The sequence below is a fragment of the Erwinia sp. Leaf53 genome, from assembly GCF_001422605.1.
In the GTDB taxonomy this organism is placed as follows: domain Bacteria; phylum Pseudomonadota; class Gammaproteobacteria; order Enterobacterales; family Enterobacteriaceae; genus Erwinia.
On the sequence record NZ_LMLK01000012.1, the window covers coordinates 392484 to 411348 of the forward strand.

Annotated in this window: 18 protein-coding genes and 1 other annotated feature; of the genes, 12 read left to right on the top strand and 6 right to left on the bottom strand. The window is 58.9% G+C overall.

Annotated features, from left to right (window positions below):
- The first annotated feature begins 290 nt into the window (after positions 1-290).
- Both sltY and trpR read left to right on the top strand, forming a co-directional pair.
- Complete coding sequence (sltY, locus tag ASF13_RS10565; protein WP_056235834.1) at positions 291-2213, top strand: murein transglycosylase; 1923 nt, start codon at positions 291-293, stop codon at positions 2211-2213.
- An 89-nt stretch (positions 2214-2302) separates the two neighbouring features.
- Positions 2303-2635 carry a trp operon repressor gene (trpR, locus tag ASF13_RS10570; protein WP_056235836.1) on the top strand — a complete coding sequence of 111 codons (333 nt, stop codon included), beginning with the start codon at positions 2303-2305 and terminating at the stop codon, positions 2633-2635.
- A 4-nt stretch (positions 2636-2639) separates the two neighbouring features.
- Here the strand turns inward: trpR and yjjX are convergent, their stop codons facing one another.
- On the bottom strand, positions 2640-3167 hold the full coding sequence (gene yjjX / locus ASF13_RS10575) for an inosine/xanthosine triphosphatase (protein ID WP_056235839.1): 528 nt from the start codon (positions 3165-3167) through the stop codon (positions 2640-2642).
- Positions 3168-3217: 50 nt separating this feature from the next.
- Here yjjX and gpmB point away from each other — a divergent pair, with 50 nt between their 5' ends.
- Entirely contained in the window at positions 3218-3865 is a 648-nt protein-coding gene (gene gpmB, locus ASF13_RS10580) for a 2,3-diphosphoglycerate-dependent phosphoglycerate mutase GpmB (protein ID WP_056235842.1), read from the top strand.
- Between the two features lie 41 nt (positions 3866-3906).
- Here gpmB and robA read toward each other — a convergent pair whose 3' ends face one another.
- Positions 3907-4785: an MDR efflux pump AcrAB transcriptional activator RobA gene (robA, locus tag ASF13_RS10585; protein WP_056235846.1), complete on the bottom strand. Its 879-nt coding sequence runs from the start codon at positions 4783-4785 to the stop codon at positions 3907-3909.
- A gap of 208 nt (positions 4786-4993) precedes the next feature.
- Between robA and creA the strand changes: the two genes are divergently transcribed.
- On the top strand, positions 4994-5467 hold the full coding sequence (gene creA, locus ASF13_RS10590) for a protein CreA (RefSeq protein ID WP_056235849.1): 474 nt from the start codon (positions 4994-4996) through the stop codon (positions 5465-5467).
- 48 nt (positions 5468-5515) lie between these two features.
- On the opposite strand, the gene arcA is transcribed toward creA, so the two are convergent.
- Positions 5516-6232 (bottom strand): two-component system response regulator ArcA, encoded by a 717-nt coding sequence (arcA, locus tag ASF13_RS10595; RefSeq protein WP_056235850.1) that lies wholly within the window; start codon positions 6230-6232, stop codon positions 5516-5518.
- Positions 6233-6833: 601 nt separating this feature from the next.
- On the opposite strand from arcA, the gene ASF13_RS10600 reads away from it, so the two are divergent.
- From ASF13_RS10600 to thrC, 5 genes are all read left to right on the top strand, one after another.
- Positions 6834-7532 carry a tRNA/rRNA methyltransferase gene (locus ASF13_RS10600; RefSeq protein ID WP_056235853.1) on the top strand — a complete coding sequence of 233 codons (699 nt, stop codon included), beginning with the start codon at positions 6834-6836 and terminating at the stop codon, positions 7530-7532.
- Positions 7533-7721: 189 nt separating this feature from the next.
- Positions 7722-7793, top strand: a complete 72-nt coding sequence (thrL, locus tag ASF13_RS24780; RefSeq protein WP_105594825.1) for a thr operon leader peptide — start codon at positions 7722-7724, stop codon at positions 7791-7793.
- Positions 7729-7851, top strand: a sequence feature (Thr leader region). (Overlaps the previous gene by 65 nt.)
- Before the next feature lie 25 nt (positions 7852-7876).
- Complete coding sequence (gene thrA / locus ASF13_RS10605) at positions 7877-10339, top strand: bifunctional aspartate kinase/homoserine dehydrogenase I (protein ID WP_056236386.1); 2463 nt, start codon at positions 7877-7879, stop codon at positions 10337-10339.
- A 2-nt stretch (positions 10340-10341) separates the two neighbouring features.
- Positions 10342-11271 carry a homoserine kinase gene (thrB, locus tag ASF13_RS10610; RefSeq protein WP_056235857.1) on the top strand — a complete coding sequence of 310 codons (930 nt, stop codon included), beginning with the start codon at positions 10342-10344 and terminating at the stop codon, positions 11269-11271.
- 3 nt (positions 11272-11274) lie between these two features.
- Positions 11275-12561, top strand: coding sequence for a threonine synthase (thrC, locus tag ASF13_RS10615; protein ID WP_056235860.1), 1287 nt, complete (start codon positions 11275-11277; stop codon positions 12559-12561).
- A gap of 204 nt (positions 12562-12765) precedes the next feature.
- Here thrC and ASF13_RS10620 read toward each other — a convergent pair whose 3' ends face one another.
- The 3 genes from ASF13_RS10620 to yaaA all read right to left on the bottom strand — a co-directional run bounded on the left by ASF13_RS10620 (position 12766) and on the right by yaaA (position 15263).
- Entirely contained in the window at positions 12766-13278 is a 513-nt protein-coding gene (locus ASF13_RS10620) for an alpha-L-rhamnosidase C-terminal domain-containing protein (RefSeq protein WP_056235863.1), read from the bottom strand.
- Positions 13279-13527: 249 nt separating this feature from the next.
- Complete coding sequence (locus tag ASF13_RS10625; protein ID WP_056235866.1) at positions 13528-14346, bottom strand: helix-turn-helix domain-containing protein; 819 nt, start codon at positions 14344-14346, stop codon at positions 13528-13530.
- Positions 14347-14489: 143 nt separating this feature from the next.
- Entirely contained in the window at positions 14490-15263 is a 774-nt protein-coding gene (gene yaaA, locus ASF13_RS10630) for a peroxide stress protein YaaA (protein WP_056235869.1), read from the bottom strand.
- 258 nt (positions 15264-15521) lie between these two features.
- Between yaaA and tal the strand changes: the two genes are divergently transcribed.
- The 3 genes from tal (at position 15522) to ASF13_RS10645 (ending at position 18737) form a co-directional block, all read left to right on the top strand.
- On the top strand, positions 15522-16475 hold the full coding sequence (gene tal, locus ASF13_RS10635) for a transaldolase (protein ID WP_056235871.1): 954 nt from the start codon (positions 15522-15524) through the stop codon (positions 16473-16475).
- Positions 16476-16722: 247 nt separating this feature from the next.
- Positions 16723-17310, top strand: a complete 588-nt coding sequence (mog, locus tag ASF13_RS10640; RefSeq protein WP_056235874.1) for a molybdopterin adenylyltransferase — start codon at positions 16723-16725, stop codon at positions 17308-17310.
- Between the two features lie 122 nt (positions 17311-17432).
- On the top strand, positions 17433-18737 hold the full coding sequence (locus ASF13_RS10645) for an MFS transporter (RefSeq protein ID WP_056235876.1): 1305 nt from the start codon (positions 17433-17435) through the stop codon (positions 18735-18737).
- Positions 18738-18865: the final 128 nt, after the last annotated feature.

The following is an 18865-nucleotide window of genomic DNA, read 5'->3' on the forward strand; positions in this document are numbered from 1 at the left end:
CGTTATGAGCATTTTTCAGTTTCCATGCGGGATAATATTTTTCGTTATGAGATTTAAGTCTCATAATGAGATTTCAGTTTAATTAAAATTAAAAAATGAGAATTATCAGGACGCGGTTAACCTGGGATTATTTCGTTTTCGGTAGCCGAACGCCGCCGGTGCGGCAGGCGCATTCGCCAGATTATCAGGGACAATTCCGTAAATATTTGTGCAGTGCATGGCAGAAGCTGCCAGGGCACGTTAGCATGAGAGGGGTTATTCAGGATCAATCAGGTAAAGTGGGGAGCGTCATGGCAGACAAGTGGCAGTGGTGGCTGGCGGCAGCCTGTGTAGCGGCAACGGTGGGCAGCGCCCGCGCGGATTCGCTGGATGAACAGCGGGCGCGTTATCTGCAGATTAAGCAGGCGTGGGACAGTAAACAGATGGACACCGTTGAGCGGCTGATGCCGACGCTGCGCGATTATCCGCTGTACCCCTATCTTGAATATCGCCAGCTCACTCAGGATCTCGGGCAGGAGACCGGGCTGGCGATCAACGCCTTTATTCAGCGTTATCCGACGCTGCCGCCGGTGCGTTCGCTGCCGGCACGATTTGTGAATGAACTGGCCCGCCGCGAAGACTGGCAGGGGCTGCTGGTGTTCAGCCCGCAGGAGCCAAAACCGGTGGCCGCCCGCTGTAACTGGTATTACGCCAAATGGGCCACCGGCCAGCAGCAGGTCGCCTGGGACGGAGCCAAATCGATCTGGCTGACCGGCAGTTCGCTGCCCGCCAGCTGCGACAAGCTGTTTACCGTCTGGCAGCAGGCGGGGCAGCAGAATCCGATCACTACTCTGGAACGCATCCGGCTGGCGATGAAGGCCGGCAACGGCAGCCTGGTCAGTTTCCTCGCTAAACAGCTGCCGGAGGATTACCAGACTATCGCCAATGCGGTGATGGATCTGCAAAATAATCCGGCCAACGTTGAAGGATTCGCCCGCAGCGTCGGCCCGACCGACTTTACCCGCCAGGCGACGCTGATTGGCTTTACCGCGCTGGCACGTAAGGACGCGGAGAGCGCCCGCCAGATGGTCCCGTCGCTGATTCAGCTGCAAAAGCTCGATGAGCAGCAGGCGCAGGAGTTTAAAGAGGCGGTAGCCTGGCAGCTGATGGGCAAGGATGTCACCAGCGATCAGGCGCGCTGGCGTGATGACGTGGTGATGCGCACCGAGTCGACCACGCTGCTGGAGCGCCGGGTGCGCATGTCGCTGGGCAATAACGACCGCCGCGGCCTGAACACCTGGATCGCCCGCCTGCCGCTGGAAGCGAAAGCGAAAGACGAGTGGCAGTACTGGCAGGCCGACCTGCTGCTGGAGCGCGGACGCAAGGAGGAAGCCGGGGATATTCTGCGCAAACTGATGAAAGAGCGCGGCTTCTATCCGATGGTGGCCGCCCAGCGCCTCGGTGTCGACTATCCGTTGCAGATTGACCGCGCGCCGGCTGTTGACAACAGCCTGACCGGCGGCCCGGAGATGGCCCGCGTGCGCGAGCTGATGTACTGGGGGATGGATAACCTGGCGCGCAGCGAGTGGAGCTATCTGGTGACCAGCCGGCCGACCGCGCAGCAGCAGATGCTGGCCAGCTACGCCCGTCAGCAGAACTGGTGGGATCTCAGCGTACAAACCACCATCACCGGCAAGCTGTGGAACAGCCTGCAGGAGCGCTTCCCGCTGGCCTGGCAGCCGCAGTTCACTCGTGCGGTGAGCGATAAGAGCATCCCGCCGAGCTACGCAATGGCCATCGCCCGTCAGGAGAGCGCGTGGAACCCGAAAGCCCGTTCACCGGTCGGGGCCTCCGGGCTGATGCAGGTGATGCCGGCCACCGCGCAGCATACGGTGACCAAATTCGGCATCCCGGGCTACAGCAACAGCAGCCAGCTGCTGGACGCCGAGACCAATATTCAGATCGGTACTCAGTATCTGGAGTCGGTCTATCAGCAGTTCGGCCAGAACCGCATCTTTGCCTCGGCGGCCTACAATGCCGGGCCGGGCCGGGTGCGCACCTGGCAGGGCAACAGCGCCGGGCAGCTGGACGTGGTGGCGTTCATTGAAACCATTCCGTTCTCGGAAACGCGTGGCTACGTGAAGAACGTACTGGCCTACGACGCCTATTACCGCTACTTCCTCGACAAACCTGACCGGCTGTTCTCCGACAGCGAATGGCAACAGCGCTACTGACCGCCTGCGCCGCAGATGCGCGGGCGGCTTCACGTCCTTAAACGAAAATGGTAAGCTGCTGTACTAGTTCAATAGTATGGCGGCTTACGATGACCGATAACCACCCTGTTCCCGTAACGGCTGAACCTGCAAATGCGGAGTGGCAGCGCTTTGTCACGCTGCTACAGCGGGCTTTTGAAGGCGAACTGCACCTGCCGCTGCTGCAGCTGATGCTGACCCCGGACGAGCGTGATGCGCTGGGCACCCGGCTGCGGATTATTGAAGAGTTGATGCGCGGCGAGATGAGCCAGCGCGAGCTGAAAAACGAGCTCGGCGCCGGTATTGCCACCATTACCCGCGGCTCAAACAGCCTCAAAAGCGCGCCACCTGCCTTAAAAGCCTGGCTGGACGCGCAGTTGCTGAATGGGCCAGATAAAGTGTGAGCCGCTAGTCTGCGGGCAACTGATACACCGGGTTGTGGAACGGGCACAGCGCCAGGATCAGCGCCTGATGATAGACGCTGCTGCGCGTCAGCTGGCCGGCGGTAAAGGCACCGATCGCGCCCCCTTTATGTTTAATATTCTCAATCCCGGTCAGACGTGACATCTCTTCGCCCAGCTCCCGACCCTGATTTATACCCTGCATGACGATCGCCGGCAGGGTGAAGCTGGCCGAACGGGACTCGCCGCGCTGCTGGCCGTCTTCAATCACCATCCACGCAAACGCACTGTCACCCTCAATGCCGGCTTCAATCGCCACCCAGAAGTCGGCATCCGGGCGGATTTCGCGGGCGTTAATCACGCGCTGACGTGCGCCAGTTCGCGTTTCTGTATCGCTGAGCGGCTGTGGCGCTACGCCGCTGTCGACCTCCACACCCTGAATATGGCAGGATCCTTCGCCGAAGATATCGCTGAACGCCTGGGAAATTGCCTTAATTTTGGCTGGATTCATGGTAGCCGCGACAACATTGTGCATAATTGTTTGGACCCTCTACGCAAATTAGCTGCAGTATAACGGAAAATAGCATGTTACAAGTCTATCTTGTTCGCCACGGAGAAACCCTCTGGAATGCCGCACGCCGCATTCAGGGGCAGTCAGACAGCGCCCTTACGGCTAAAGGAGAACAGCAGGCGCATCAGGTGGGAGACCGGGTAAAACATCTCGGCATTACCCACGTGATCGCCAGCGATTTGGGGCGTACCCGTCGTACCGCTGAAATTATCGCTGACGCCTGCGGCTGCGAGGTCAGACTCGATCCGCGCCTGCGTGAGCTGAATATGGGCGTGCTGGAACAGCGGCCGCTGGATTCACTGAGCGCAGAAGAGGAAGGCTGGCGTAAGACGCTGGTGGACGGAACCGAAGGGGGCCGCATTCCGCAGGGTGAATCGATGTCTGAAATGGCGGAACGTATGCATCAGGCGCTGAACACCTGCCTGCAGCTGCCTGAAGGGAGCCGGCCGCTGATCGTCAGCCACGGTATGGCGCTCGGGGTGCTGGTCAGCACCATTCTCGGTCTGCCCGCCAGTTCAGAGCGTCGCCTGCGCCTGCGTAACTGTTCCATCTCTCGCGTCGATTATCAGCAGAGCCCGTGGCTGGCTTCCGGCTGGGTGGTTGAGACGGCAGGGGACGTGTCGCATCTGCATGACGTGGCGCTGGACGAACTGCAGCGTTAACCTGAAGGGCCGGCAGGACCGGCCCTGATGAGTTGCCTGGATTACAGCGGTCTGGCCCGGATCGGGATCAGGTATTCACAGCGAATATCGATCGGCGGTTCGGGCCGTTTCTTGCCGCCGTGGGTGTGGAAACGTTCGATATCCTGGCCGTGACGACGGGTCAGATTCAGCAACGGCATACAGGTGCCGTACAGCAGCAGGACAAAATCCTGCAGTCCGCTCCGCAGGCCCTGATAGTTGAACTGGACATACTCTCCACCCTCCAGCAGGACGGTCTGGGTTGACTGCAGCTGATCCGACAGGTGATCTATCGGTACTGCAGTGGTGTAGAAGATCTCCTGTTCGTCGTCTTTGTCGTGGCTCGGTCGAGCCTGATGCAGGCCATACAGCACCGGGGGAACCGTGTCGGTTTCCGTCAGGAACTGACGCCAGAAGTGCAGGCGCATCTGATCGCGGAAACGGGAGATCTGTTCCAGGGTACAGGTATAGCTCTGCGTCTGACCGGCCAGCAACATCTCCGGCAGCGTGACCCATGCGGGTTGTGGCAGGGCGGTGTCGCCAAGGCGGATCGGTGGCCGTAAACCAAAGGCATTCCAGTCGGATGACCGGCGATACCAGGCTGGCGTCTGGGTAAACTGCTTTTTGAAAGCCCGGGTGAAGGTCTGCTGGGAATCAAACCGGTACTGTAAAGCAATGTCCAGGATCGGGCGGCTGGTGAGGCGCAGAGCCACAGCGGCCTTCGACAGGCGTCGGGCGCGAATATAGGCGCCGATAGCGTGGTCGGTTACTTCCTTGAACATTCTTTGCAGATGCCATTTTGAATATCCTGCTTTGGCCGCCACGTTGTCCAGTGATAGTGGCTGGTCCAGATGGCTCTCCAGCCAGACAAGCAAATCTCGAATGATACCGGCTTTGTCCATAAATCGTCCTCATTCTACTCGGTGTTAGTGCATGAATTGCAAAGTCGACAAATGTTAGCATTATATGCAAATGCAAAATATTGGGGGTTTATTGTAAAAACGTGCTTAATCACTACGCGTTGACCAGACGTTTTGTGTGACCAGCCGTAACGCTCTGTATTGCAAGATAGCTTACAATGTCATCTATTCTCATTGAAATGGTAACGTCATGACAATTAAAAAAGTGTTAATAGTCGCTTCAATCCTGAGCGCAACATTTGCTTCTCATGCTGAAGAAGTGGGTTCTGTCGACACGGTATTTAAAATGTTCGGCCCCGATCACAAAATTGTGGTTGAGGCGTTTGATGACCCGGACGTGCAGAACGTCACCTGCTATCTGAGCCGTTCGAAAACCGGCGGCATCAAAGGTGGGCTGGGGCTGGCAGAGGATACGGCCGATGCGGCGATCTCTTGCCAGCAGGTCGGCCCGATCGCGCTCAGCGATAAGATCGCGCAGGGCAAAGCCGAAGGCGAAGTGGTGTTCCGCAAGCGCACGTCACTGGTGTTTAAGAAGCTGCAGGTGGTGCGTTTTTATGACCAGAAACGCCACGCGTTAATCTATCTGAGCTATTCGGACAAAGTGGTGGAAGGGTCGCCAAAGAATGCACTGAGCGCGGTGCCGATCATGCCCTGGGGTAAGTAATGCAAAAGGGCGAGGTTAACCTCGCCCTGAACCTGAACGCAGAAATAATTAGTCCTGCAGATCGCCGCAGAAACGATAACCTTCACCGTGGATAGTGGCGATAATTTCCGGGGTGTCCGGCGTCGACTCGAAATGCTTACGGATGCGACGAATGGTGACGTCAACGGTGCGGTCGTGCGGTTTCAGCTCGCGGCCGGTCATTTTCTTCAGCAGGTCGGCACGGGTCTGAATTTTACCTGGGTTTTCGCAGAAGTGCAGCATGGCACGGAATTCACTGCGCGGCAGCTTGTACTGCTCGCCCTGCGGACTGACCAGCGATCGACTGTTGATATCCAGTTCCCAGCCGTTGAAGCGGTAGCTTTCAACCAGTTTGCGCTCTTCACTGACGACGGCCAGGTTCATGGTGCGTGACAGCAGGTTACGTGCGCGGATGGTCAGCTCGCGTGGGTTAAAGGGCTTGGTAATATAGTCATCCGCACCAATTTCCAGGCCAAGGATCTTGTCGACTTCGTTATCACGACCGGTCAGGAACATCAGTGCAACATTTGCCTGCTCGCGCAGTTCACGCGCCAGCAGCAGTCCGTTTTTGCCCGGCAGGTTGATGTCCATAATGACCAGATTGACGTCGTTATCCGTCAGAATCTGATGCATTTCGGCACCATCCGTCGCTTCGAAAACCATGTAGCCTTCGGCTTCAAAAATACTTTTGAGCGTATTACGAGTGACTAATTCGTCTTCAACGATAAGTATGTGCGGGGTCTGCATGTGTTCGCTACCTAATTGCCAACAAAATCGAAACAGGACATACGGCTGTTACCGGCGGCGCCGGCGAAAAACCGGTAACGCTGACAACGTAACAGCAGTACAGAATGATGTTCTTGATACACACTTCAAGGCCGTCAACAACATGGCTACCTGTACGGGGGGCGACAGGGGTTTTTACTGCCGCAACGGCGTGTATCCTAACTGCATTAACAGCAACATAACAGCACAGGCAACAACCCGTACGCAACAAAACAACGCTTAGTTGACTTATATCAAACCAAGTGTAGCACGTTAACACTTTTGTGAAAAACCCTTCCCATAATGCCGGGTTAGCTCACAAATAGCCGGGCCGATTGACACATCAGGCTGAAAAGTTAATAAGCCGTAGATAGTGTTTTTAACAATTGTTAATTATTTGATAAAAAACACTTTAATTATTGAGACAGCGGCTTATGCGGCTTATTCAATAAAGGATGAGTATACCATCTGATAGCAGTAATTTGTATTCGCCGTGGGGCGGATCGTCGTACCGTGCTGCACCTGTTATTTCCCCGGCTGACATGGCAAAGTAAGCGCCCATTTTACGATTCTGAAGGCCGCTATGCGTTTTCCACTGATTCTTGTCTCTCCCGCCCGTGCTGAAAACGTCGGTGCGGCCGCCCGCGCGATGAAAACCATGGGGTTTAGCGAGTTACGTATCGTTAACAGTCAGGTGCATCTGGAGCCGGCGGCGCAGCGGGTGGCGCACGGGGCCGGCGAGATCCTCGACGCGGCCAGCCACTGGGACTCGCTGGCAGAGGCGCTGGCGGATATTGATTTCAGCATTGCCACCACCGCGCGCAGCCGGGCGAAGTTCCGCTACTACGCCACCCCGCAGCAGGTGCAGACGGTGCTGGAAGAGAAGGTGCAGTGGATCAACAGCGCCGCGCTGGTGTTTGGCCGCGAAGACAGCGGGCTGACCAACGACGAACTGGCGCAGGTCGACCTGCTGACCGGCATCCCGATGGCGAATGACTACCCTTCGCTTAATCTCGGCCAGGCGGTGATGGTGTACTGCTATCAGCTGTCGGCGTTGCAGCAGGTGAGCGCAGGGTCTGCGCCGGTGGCCGATGCCCCGCAGCTGGCCGCGTTACGACAGCGCAGCCAGGCACTGCTGCAGCAGTTAGAGGTGGCGGGGGATGAAAAACTGGCCGACTGGCTGCAGCAGCGGCTGGGTCTGTTGCAGCAGCGGGATACGGCGATGTTGCACCGTTTACTGCACGATGTGGAAAAAAAGCTGGCAGATAAAAACGCTGGTTAAGTGACAATCCACGGCGGGAATAACTACGATTATTTATACCAGGCACAGAACCACCAGGCCGTTGCGGCAGAACCCGCCTCGGGCTGTCGCACCCCGTCCGGGCCGTAAAACATAAAAAAATTGACTTACCCGGCCGTTTGCTTTACTTCTGGAGGCCGACAGATTTTACAGACAGACGATAAATCTAAAATGCGTAAAAACAGCCTGATTACCACAATCATTATTACCACCACCATTACTACAGGTAACGGTGCGGGCTGACGCATACAGGAAAAACAAAAAAATAAGCCCGCACCTAACCAGTGCGGGCTTTTTTTTCGGCAAAAATTCAGGAGAGCTTTAACATGCGAGTGCTGAAATTCGGTGGGACCTCAGTAGCCAACGCGGAACGTTTTCTGCGGGTGGCGGACATTCTGGAGAGCAATGCACAGCAGGGACAGGTCGCTACCGTATTGTCCGCCCCGGCCAAAATTACCAACCATCTGGTGGCGATGATTGAGAAAACCATCAGCGACCAGGACGCCACGCCGAATATCAGCGACGCCGAGCACATTTTTGCCAGCCTGCTGCAGGGACTGGCTGAGGCCCAGCCGGGCTTTGCGCTGGAGCGGGTAAAAACGCTGGTCGATCAGGAGTTCGCTCAGCTGAAGCAGGTGCTGCACGGCATCAGCCTGCTGGGCCAGTGCCCGGACAGCGTGAATGCGGCAATCATCTGCCGTGGCGAGAAGCTGTCGATCGCGATCATGGAAGCGCTGCTACAGGCGCGCGGCTGGGGCGTCAGCGTGATCAACCCGGTTGAGAACCTGCTGGCGGTCGGCCACTATCTTGAATCCACCGTCGATATCCCTGAATCCACCCGCCGCATCGCCGCCGGAAAAATCCCGGCCGGCAATATGATCCTGATGGCCGGTTTCACCGCCGGCAACGACCGCGGTGAGCTGGTGGTGCTGGGCCGTAACGGCTCCGATTACTCTGCCGCCGTGCTGGCCGCCTGCCTGCGCGCCGACTGCTGTGAGATCTGGACCGACGTGGACGGCGTCTATACCTGCGATCCGCGCCAGGTGCCCGACGCGCGGCTGCTGAAGTCGATGTCTTACCAGGAGGCGATGGAGCTCTCTTACTTCGGTGCCAAAGTCCTCCATCCCCGCACTATCGCGCCCATTGCCCAGTTCCAGATCCCTTGTCTGATTAAAAACACCGCTAATCCGCAGGCCCCCGGCACGCTGATCGGCGGCGAGGGCAGCGATGAAGAGAACCCGGTGAAGGGCATCACCAACCTGAACAATATGGCGATGTTCAACGTCTCCGGTCCGGGAATGAAAGGGATGATCGGCATGGCCGCGCGGGTGTTCAGCGCGCTGTCACGCAGCGGCATCTCGGTGGTGCTGATCACCCAGTCCTCCTCGGAATACAGCATCAGCTTCTGCGTGCCGCAAAGTGACCTGGCGCGTGCGCGTCGGGTGCTGGAAGATGAGTTCCACCTGGAGCTGAAGGACGGCCTGCTGGAGCCGCTGGACGTGATGGAGCACCTGGCGGTGATCTCGGTGGTGGGTGACGGTATGCGCACCCTGCGCGGTATCTCCGCCAAGTTCTTCTCGGCGCTGGCCCGCGCCAATATCAATATCGTGGCGATCGCGCAGGGATCTTCCGAGCGTTCGATCTCGGTGGTGGTGAATAACGATGAAGCGATCACCGGCGTGCGCGTGGTGCACCAGATGCTGTTCGCCACCGACCAGGTGATCGAAGTGTTTGTGATCGGCACCGGCGGCGTCGGCGGCGCGCTGATCGACCAGCTGCATCGCCAGCAGGCGTGGCTGAAGAACAAGCATATCGACCTGCGCGTCTGCGGCATCGCCAACTCGCGCGCGCTGCTGACCGGCGTGCACGGCATCGCGCTGGAAAACTGGCAGGAGCAGCTGCAGGCGGCGCAGGAGCCGTTCGATCTCAGGCGCCTGAACCGGCTGGTTAAGGAGTATCACCTGCTGAACCCGGTGATCGTCGACTGCACCTCCAGCCAGCAGGTAGCCGATCAGTACGCCGACTTCCTGGCGGACGGCTTCCACGTGGTGACGCCGAACAAGAAGGCCAACACCTCTTCCTGGAGCTACTACCAGCAGATGCGTGCGGCGGCGGCAAAATCCCGCCGTAAGTTCCTCTACGACACCAACGTCGGTGCCGGGCTGCCGGTGATTGAAAACCTGCAGAACCTGCTGAACGCCGGCGACGAACTGCTGCGCTTCTCCGGCATCCTCTCCGGTTCGCTCTCCTTTATCTTCGGCAAGCTCGACGAAGGCGTTTCCCTCTCGGCCGCCACCAGCATGGCGCGCGAGATGGGCTTTACCGAGCCGGATCCGCGTGACGATCTCTCCGGCATGGACGTGGCGCGCAAGCTGCTGATCCTCGCCCGTGAGGCAGGCCATCAGCTGGAGCTGAGCGACATTGAGATTGAAGCGGTGCTGCCGGAAGAGTTTACCGCCATCAGCGACGTGGAAGCGTTTATGCATCGTCTGCCGGAGCTGGATGACGCCTTTGCCGCGCGGGTGGCCACTGCCCGTGACGCCGGAAAAGTGTTACGTTTTGTCGGCGCGATTGAAGAGGGCGGCCGCTGCCGCGTGAAGATTGACGCGGTAGACGGCAACGACCCGCTGTATAAAGTGAAAAATGGTGAAAACGCGCTGGCCTTCTACAGCCGTTACTACCAGCCGATTCCGCTGGTGCTGCGCGGCTACGGCGCCGGTAACGATGTGACCGCCGCGGGCGTGTTTGCTGACCTGTTACGTACCCTGTCCTGGAAGTTGGGAGTTTGAAGATGGTTAAAATTTATGCCCCTGCCTCAATTGGCAACGTCAGCGTCGGCTTCGACGTCTTAGGGGCGGCGGTGTCGCCGGTGGACGGCACGCTGCTGGGTGACTGCGTCAGCGTTGAGGCGGCGGAAAGCTTCAGCCTGCGCAATGAAGGCCGCTTCGTCAGCAAGCTGCCGGCAGACCCGAAAGAGAATATCGTTTACCAGTGCTGGCAGCGCTTTTGCGAAGCCATTGGCCGCGAAGTGCCGGTGGCGATGACGCTGGAAAAAAACATGCCGATTGGCTCCGGCCTCGGTTCCAGCGCCTGTTCAGTCGTCGCCGGGCTGATGGCGATGAACGAGCACTGCGGCAGGCCGCTGAATGACACTGAAATGCTGGCACTGATGGGCGAGTTGGAAGGACGGATTTCCGGCAGCGTACACTACGACAACGTGGCACCCTGCTTCCTCGGCGGCATTCAGCTGATGCTGGAAGAGAATGGCATTATCAGCCAGGCCGTGCCAGGGTTTGCTGACTGGCTGTGGGTAATGGCCTATCCGGGCATTAAGGTGTCGACCGCGGAAGCGCGCGCGATCCTGCCTGCCAGCTACAGCAAACAGGACATTATTCGTCACGGGCGCTACCTCGGCGGCTTTATTCACGCCTGCCACAGCCAGCAGCCGGAACTGGCGGCGAAACTGATGCAGGACGTGATTGCCGAACCGTACCGCACGCAACTGTTACCGGGCTTTGCCGCAGCCCGCCAGGCTGCCGCCGATATCGGCGCGCTGGCCTGTGGTATCTCCGGCTCCGGGCCGACGCTGTTTGCCGTGTGCAACCAGCCGGAGACGGCCCAGCGGATGGCGGACTGGCTTCGCCAGAACTATCTGCAAAATGATGAAGGCTTCGTTCATATTTGCCGCCTCGACACGGCTGGCGCACGTAAACTGGGATAACGCATGAAACTGTATAACCTTAAGGATCACAACGAGCAGGTCAGCTTTGCACAGGCGGTAAAGCAGGGGCTGGGCAAGCAGCAGGGCCTGTTCTTTCCACTGGAACTGCCGGAATTTGAGCTGACCGACATCGATGCACTGCTGGAGATGGATTTTGTTACCCGCAGCAGCAAAATTCTCTCGGCCTTTATCGGCGATGAAATTGCCGCACATCAGCTGAATGAGCGCGTGAAAACCGCCTTTACCTTCCCGGCACCGGTGGTCAGCGTGACCGACGACGTTGCCGCGCTGGAACTGTTCCACGGACCGACGCTGGCATTTAAAGACTTCGGCGGCCGTTTTATGGCGCAGATGCTGGCTTACGTCAGCGGTGCCGACGAGCAGATCACCATTCTGACCGCGACCTCCGGTGATACCGGTGCCGCCGTGGCCCACGCCTTCTACGGCATGGAAAACGTGCGCGTGGTGATCCTCTATCCGCAGGGCAAGATCAGCCCGCTGCAGGAAAAACTGTTCTGCACCCTCGGTGGCAACATTGAAACCATCGCCATCGACGGCGACTTCGACGCCTGCCAGGCGCTGGTCAAGCAGTCGTTTGATGACGAAGAGCTGAAGAAGGCGATTGGCCTGAACTCGGCTAACTCAATCAACATCAGCCGCCTGCTGGCGCAGATCTGCTACTACTTTGAAGCCGTGGCGCAGCTGCCGCAGGAAAAACGCAACCAGCTGGTGATCTCGGTGCCGAGCGGCAACTTCGGCGACCTGACCGCCGGCCTGCTGGCGAAATCACTGGGTCTGCCGGTGAAGCGCTTTATCGCCGCGACTAACGCCAACGACACCGTACCGCGCTTCCTTGCCGACGGCCAGTGGACGCCAAACCAGACCGTAGCCACTCTCTCTAACGCTATGGACGTATCGCAGCCGAACAACTGGCCGCGCGTGGAAGAGATCTTCCGCCGCAAAACCTGGCGTCTGCAGGATCTTGGCTTCGGCGCGGTGAGTGATGAGACCACCAAAGCCACCATGCGCGAGCTGGCGGATCTCGGCTATATCTCCGAGCCGCACGCGGCGATCGCTTACCGTATGCTGCGCGATCAGCTGCAGGAGGGCGAATTCGGCCTGTTCCTCGGCACCGCACACCCGGCCAAGTTTATCGAGAGCGTGGAAGCGATCCTCGAGCGCAAGCTGCCGGTACCGGAAGCGCTGGCAGAACGTGCCGATCTGGATCTGCTGTCGCACAACATGAAAGCGGACTTTGCTGAACTGCGGGCGTTTCTGCTGAAGAAGTAGGATTGCCTGCAGCCGGGGAAACGGGGGGGGATGATACGGAACCCTCCGCCGGCGGGCATGTTAATGCGTAAAGGAGTCCCGGGGTGGGGCTCCTTTTTTTACGCCTCTGCTGCCGGTTTACGGCTGATTAACGGGCATGCCACCGTTTTGCGCAGCAATAAATAGAGCGCCATGACGTCCGGTCATGCTCTGCAGCGGGGAAGTTCAACGGTCAGCCGCCCAGCGACACGCATAACGATGCTCTCCGTTGGTCAGCGTGTGGCGCGTGCCGTCCGGCATCACCAGCTCCGCGCCGGCCCCTGGCGGCACCTCCACCGTCACTGAGAAGGTGCCATCGGTGATTTGCCAGCCTGAGGCAATACGGCCATAAGGCGACTCCAGCTCGCATTTCGCGTGACTGACGCCGCCGCCGGGGCGTGGACGGAACAGAATGCGATCGTAGCCGCTGCCCGCATTCTCAATGCCCCCGACCACCCGGTGCAGCCAGTCGGCCACCGCACCGAGCGCGTAGTGATTAAAGGAGGTCATCTCACCGCTGTTAACCGTGCCGTCCGGCTGCATACTGTCCCAGCGCTCCCAGATGGTGGTGGCACCCATATCCACCTGGTAGAGCCATGACGGGCATTCGCGGCACTGCAGCATATGGCTGAACTGCAGCAGCTTCGCCCGCGCACCGTCCGGGGCTTCTTCGGCGATCATCGCCAGCGACACCGGCACGCCACCACATCGCCAGACTGATGTCAGGTTTCGTCTGCATAAAGACCTCGGGTACAGGAAGTATTGTTGTTATCAGAGGCACTGATGCCTGTTTATGCGGGCTGACCGCCCGGATGCCACCGTTAGCAGGTAACGTTCTGATTATAAAAATGCCCACTGCAGCGGCCACCGCCGCGTCGCCAAATGCGTACCGCGGGTGGCACTGAGGGAAAGATCGCCATGCTGCCGCTCACAAATGGCGTGCGGGCTTTATGGCTGAAGGGGTTCCTGTGAGGGAGCGTAGCCGAACAGATTTTTGTAGCTGGAAGAGAAGTGGTTGCTGCTGCTAAAACCGCAGCGGAAGGCGATGTCCGTAATGCTCGCTTCCCCGCTGCGCAACCAGACGCGCGCGGCGAGCAGGCGCTGTTTACGAATAAACTGGTGCGGAGAAAGCCCGGTAATCTCTTTCACCTGGCGATACAGCGTGCGTTTACTGAGCAGAAAATGGCTGCACAGCGTGTCCCAGTCGATCTCTTCAAAACAGTTGGCCTGCAGCCAGTGGATCAGACGATGGGCTTTAAAATGGGTATGGCCGCGACTGGCGCTGCTCAGGGAGCGATGAAGGGAGAGTAGCAGCTCTAACCAGACCACCTCCCGGGCGGCGTCATCCAGCAGCGCGTCGCTGGAGGGCGCGGTCAGGCGGGCAATGGTCTGACGGCAGGCCAGACGCTCCTGTGGCGTCAGCCAGCCCGGCTGCTGGTCGGGGGGGCGGTTAATACCGTTCAGCAGCGGCTGAAGATTGCTCAGATAGCGTAACGGCCGACGGGTGTTGATCAGCAGGTTGGTTAATCTGAGCGTGCCCAGCCGGTCGTAAAAATGGCTTTCCTGGCCGTGTACGAAGAACACATCACCCTGCTGGACAAAGCCGGGCTGGCCGTTGAGCACGTGCAGGCCGTGCCCGCTTTCAACAAACACCAGTTCGTCGAATTCATGGCTGTGCTCGCAGTTATTGCGTTCCGGATCGCTGACGTAGAGCGCGAACGGCTGGCTGTCGGCGCTGAAGTATTTTTCCATACAGAGCGTGTGCATCAGACAGGCTTCCTGTCGGGGACTGAATGATGACAAGCCTGGACAACCGTTGCCGGGCGCGCGAGTGGTGATGCAAAATTTGTGAGCGGGTTAACGAACAGCAGGTGAAAGGGGGCCGGGCAGGGGCGCTGCCCGGCGTGGCATTACGCTTCGCGGCGCTTAAACACCAGCTCGTTACCGCTGCTGCCGTCGGCGTCATAGACGTAGCCGTCGATGTTGAATTTCTTCAGCTGTTCCGGCTGCGTCAGGCGGTTCTGGATGATATAGCGGCTCATCAGGCCGCGCGCCTTCTTGGCGTAGAAGCTGATCACCTTGAACTTGCCGTTCTTCTCATCGAGGAACACCGGCTTGATAATGTCGGCGTTAAGTTGCTTCGGCTTAACCGATTTAAAGTATTCGTCGGAGGCGAGATTAATCAGCACGCTGTCGCCCTGTTCCGCCAGCGCGGCGTTCAGTGCCGTAGTAATGCGATCGCCCCAGAAGCCGTAAAGGTCCTTCGCGCGCGGGTTCTCCAGCCTGATGCCCATCTCAAGGCGGTAGGGCATCATCAGATCCAGCGGGCGCAGCAGGCCGTACAGCCCGGAGAGCATCCGCAGGTGGCTCTGGGCAAAGTCAAAATCCGCCTCGCTGAAGGTTTCCGCCTGCAGGCCGGTGTAAACGTCGCCCTTAAAGGCCAGAATCGCCTGACGGGCGTTGTCCGGGGTGAAATCCGGCTGCCAGTCGTTGAAGCGCTCTGCGTTAAGCAGCGCCAGCTTGTCGCTGATGTGCATCAGCGTACCCACCTGCGCCGGGGAGAGCTGGCGTGCCACCTCAATCAGCTGCTGCGACTGATCCAGCAGCGCCGGTTGCGTGAAACGCGCCGTCGCCAACGGGCTTTCATAGTCCAGCGTTTTAGCCGGGGAAATTACCATTAACATCGTCGTTTCCTTGTGATGACTCGTTGCGATAAACCTCAGCGCTTACTTTACCAAAAAAGCTCGCCGGACGGGTAAATCACTGCCATAGGCCAGGGGTATTACCCGCATAAAATAGTGGATAAATAGCCATTTGTGCTGCGATGTTCGTCACTGGTGTTACGGGGAACGCTGCTGCTTGCATGGTGAGTTGCGCGTGCTATCATCCGGGGCAGACATTTTCAACACCCTATCAAATCAACCTCGATGAGAATGACAAACATGACGGACAAATTAACCTCCCTGCGTCAAGTCACTACCGTAGTTGCCGACACCGGCGATATCGCGGCAATGAAACTCTACAAACCTCAGGACGCGACCACTAACCCGTCGCTGATCCTGAGCGCAGCGCAGATCCCAGAATACCGTAAGCTGATCGACGAAGCTGTCGTCTGGGCGCGCGAGCAGAGCAGCGATAAAGCAGAGCAGGTCGCTTACGCCGCTGACAAGCTGGCGGTGAACATCGGTCTGGAGATCCTGAAGCTGGTTCCGGGCCGCATCTCTACCGAAGTTGATGCGCGTCTGTCTTACGACACCGAAGGCAGCGTAGCCAAGGCACGCAGCCTGATCAAACTGTACAACGATGCCGGCATCAGCAACGACCGCATCCTGATCAAGCTGGCGTCCACCTGGCAGGGCATCCGTGCCGCCGAGCAGCTGGAAAAAGAAGGCATCAACTGTAACTTGACCCTGCTGTTCTCCTTCGCTCAGGCGCGTTCCTGCGCAGAAGCGGGTGTGTTCCTGATCTCTCCGTTCGTGGGCCGTATCCTCGACTGGTACAAAGCCAACACCGACAAGAAAGAGTACGCGCCGAATGAAGATCCAGGCGTGGTGTCAGTGACCGAAATCTACGAATACTACAAGCAGCACGGTTACGAGACCGTGGTGATGGGCGCCAGCTTCCGTAACGTCGGTGAGATCATCGAACTGGCCGGCTGTGACCGTCTGACCATCTCCCCGGGCCTGCTGAAAGAGCTGGCGGAGACCGAAGGCACCGTTGAGCGCAAGCTGTCTTACACCGGTGAAGTGAAAGCGCGTCCGGCTAAAATGACCGAGGCTGAGTTCCTGTGGCAGCACAACCAGGATCCAATGGCGGTACAGAAACTGGCTGAAGGCATCCGTAACTTTGCCATCGACCAGGGCAAACTGGATAAAATGATTGCCGACCTGCTGTAATCGTTAAGCGCGGCCGGGTCACCGGCCGCACTGCCTCCACTGCCTCCACTGCCTCCACTGCCTCCACTGCCTCCACTGCCTCCACCCGCTCTGGCCCGCTAAGGCCTCTGTGCAGACCTGGCGTCTCTCAGGCAGCTGTCCCCGGCAACACGAACCTCTCCCCGCCTTCCTGCTCTCTGCGCCTGCCACTCATGGTGCTTTGCGGTTATACTGCCTGCCTCTCTTCTTTGCTGACGGCGAACCCAATATGAACACACTCCGCATAGGACTGATCTCCGTTTCCGACCGCGCCGCTAACGGCATCTATCCCGACCTGGGGCTGCCGGCGCTGGAAGCCTGGCTGAGACGCGCGCTGACCACGCCGTTCGAAATAGAAACGCGTCTGGTGCCCGATGAGCAGCCGATGATTGAGCAGGCGATCTGTGAACTGGTCGACGAGCTGTTCTGTCATCTGGTGCTCACCACCGGCGGCACCGGCCCGGCGCGGCGCGACGTGACGCCGGACGCCACGCTGGCGATTGCCGATCGCGAGATGCCCGGTTTTGGCGAGCAGATGCGCCAGATTAGCCTTAACTTTGTACCCACCGCGATCCTCTCCCGCCAGGTGGGGGTGATCCGCAAACAGTCTTTAGTGATCAACCTGCCCGGCCAGCCGAAGTCGATTCAGGAGACGCTGGAAGGGCTGAAAGATGCCGACGGCAAAGCGCTGGTGGCGGGCATTTTTGCCAGCGTGCCGTACTGCATCCAGCTGCTGGAGGGCCCATACGTCGAGACAGATCCGCAGGTGGTAGCAGCTTTTCGGCCTAAAAGTGCCAGACGTGAAACAAACGGCTAAAAATCTGCTATTTCACGGATAAGATCCAGCTTGCAATGGTGTGTCAGTAAATTGACGATATAGTACGTTTAGCTTTACACAACGGACTATATGAATTTCATCTGACACTGGACTTATCAGCAATGGCATCCGAAACCGCGCATCGCCTTACCGGGCAGGACTATAAAACGTTATCTCTGGCCGCCCTCGGTGGTGCGCTGGAGTTCTACGACTTCATCATCTTCGTCTTCTTTGCCGCCACCATCGGCCAGCTGTTCTTCCCGGCGGATATTCCCGAGTGGCTGCGCCAGCTGCAGACCTTTGCGATCTTTGCCGCCGGCTATCTGGCGCGGCCGCTGGGTGGGCTGATTATGGCGCACTTCGGCGACAGCCGCGGCCGCAAGAAAATGTTCAGCCTGAGTATTCTGATGATGGCGCTGCCGACGCTGGCGATGGGGCTGATGCCGACCTACGCCACCATTGGTATTGCCGCACCGGTGGCGCTGTTGCTGCTGCGCGTGCTGCAGGGGGCGGCGATCGGCGGTGAGGTACCGGGTGCCTGGGTGTTTGTCGCCGAGCACGTGCCGCAAAAGCGCGTCGGTTTTGCCTGCGGCACGCTGACCGCCGGGCTGACCTTCGGTATTCTGCTGGGATCGCTGGTCGCCACGCTGCTGACCAGCACGCTGACCCCGCAGGCGATCCTCGACGGCGGCTGGCGCATTCCGTTCCTGCTGGGCGGCATTTTTGGCCTTGGGGCGATGTATCTGCGCCGCTGGCTGCATGAAACCCCGGTGTTTACCGCCATGCAGCAGCGCAAGGCGCTGGCCGCCGGGCTGCCGCTGAAAACCGTGCTGCGCGATCATAAGGGCAGCGTGGTGCTGTCGATGCTGCTCACCTGGATGCTATCGGCCTGTATTATGGTGGTGCTGCTGATGGCACCGACCCTGCTGCAGAAGGTGCACGGCATTCCGGCCACGGCGGCGCTGCAGGCTAACAGCGTGGCGACCGTGATGCTGATTATCGGCTGTATCGTCGCCGGGGCGCTGGTGGACAGGTTCGGTGCGGCGGTGGTGCTGATTGTCGGTAGCCTGCTGCTGGCGATCTCCTGCTGGTCGTTTTTCCAGGTAGCGGCGCTGGCGCCGGAGCAGCTGATGGTGGCCTATGCCATCGCCGGCCTGTGCGTGGGCGTGGTGGGGGTGGTGCCGTTCGTGATGGTCGGGGCGTTCCCGGCCGAGGTGCGTTTTACCGGCTTCTCCTTCTCGTATAATCTCTCCTACGCGATTTTTGGCGGCCTGACGCCGGTCACCATCACCCTGCTGATGAAGTGGACGCCGATGGCACCGGCTTATTATGTGGTCGGGCTGGCGGCGATCGGGCTGCTGCTCGGTTGCTGGCTGCTGCGGGACGCGGGCCAGCGTACGTCACTGAAGCAGGCCGACGCCCGCTAAAAGGCATCGCCATCTCCTGAAAACCCGCTCCGCCGCCGCGCAGCGGGTTTTTTTATAGCGAAAGTGAAATTTTTTTCGTCATCCCCCTTGATGCCGGGGCACTCGGCCCCATCTTATCTGGCATCCGA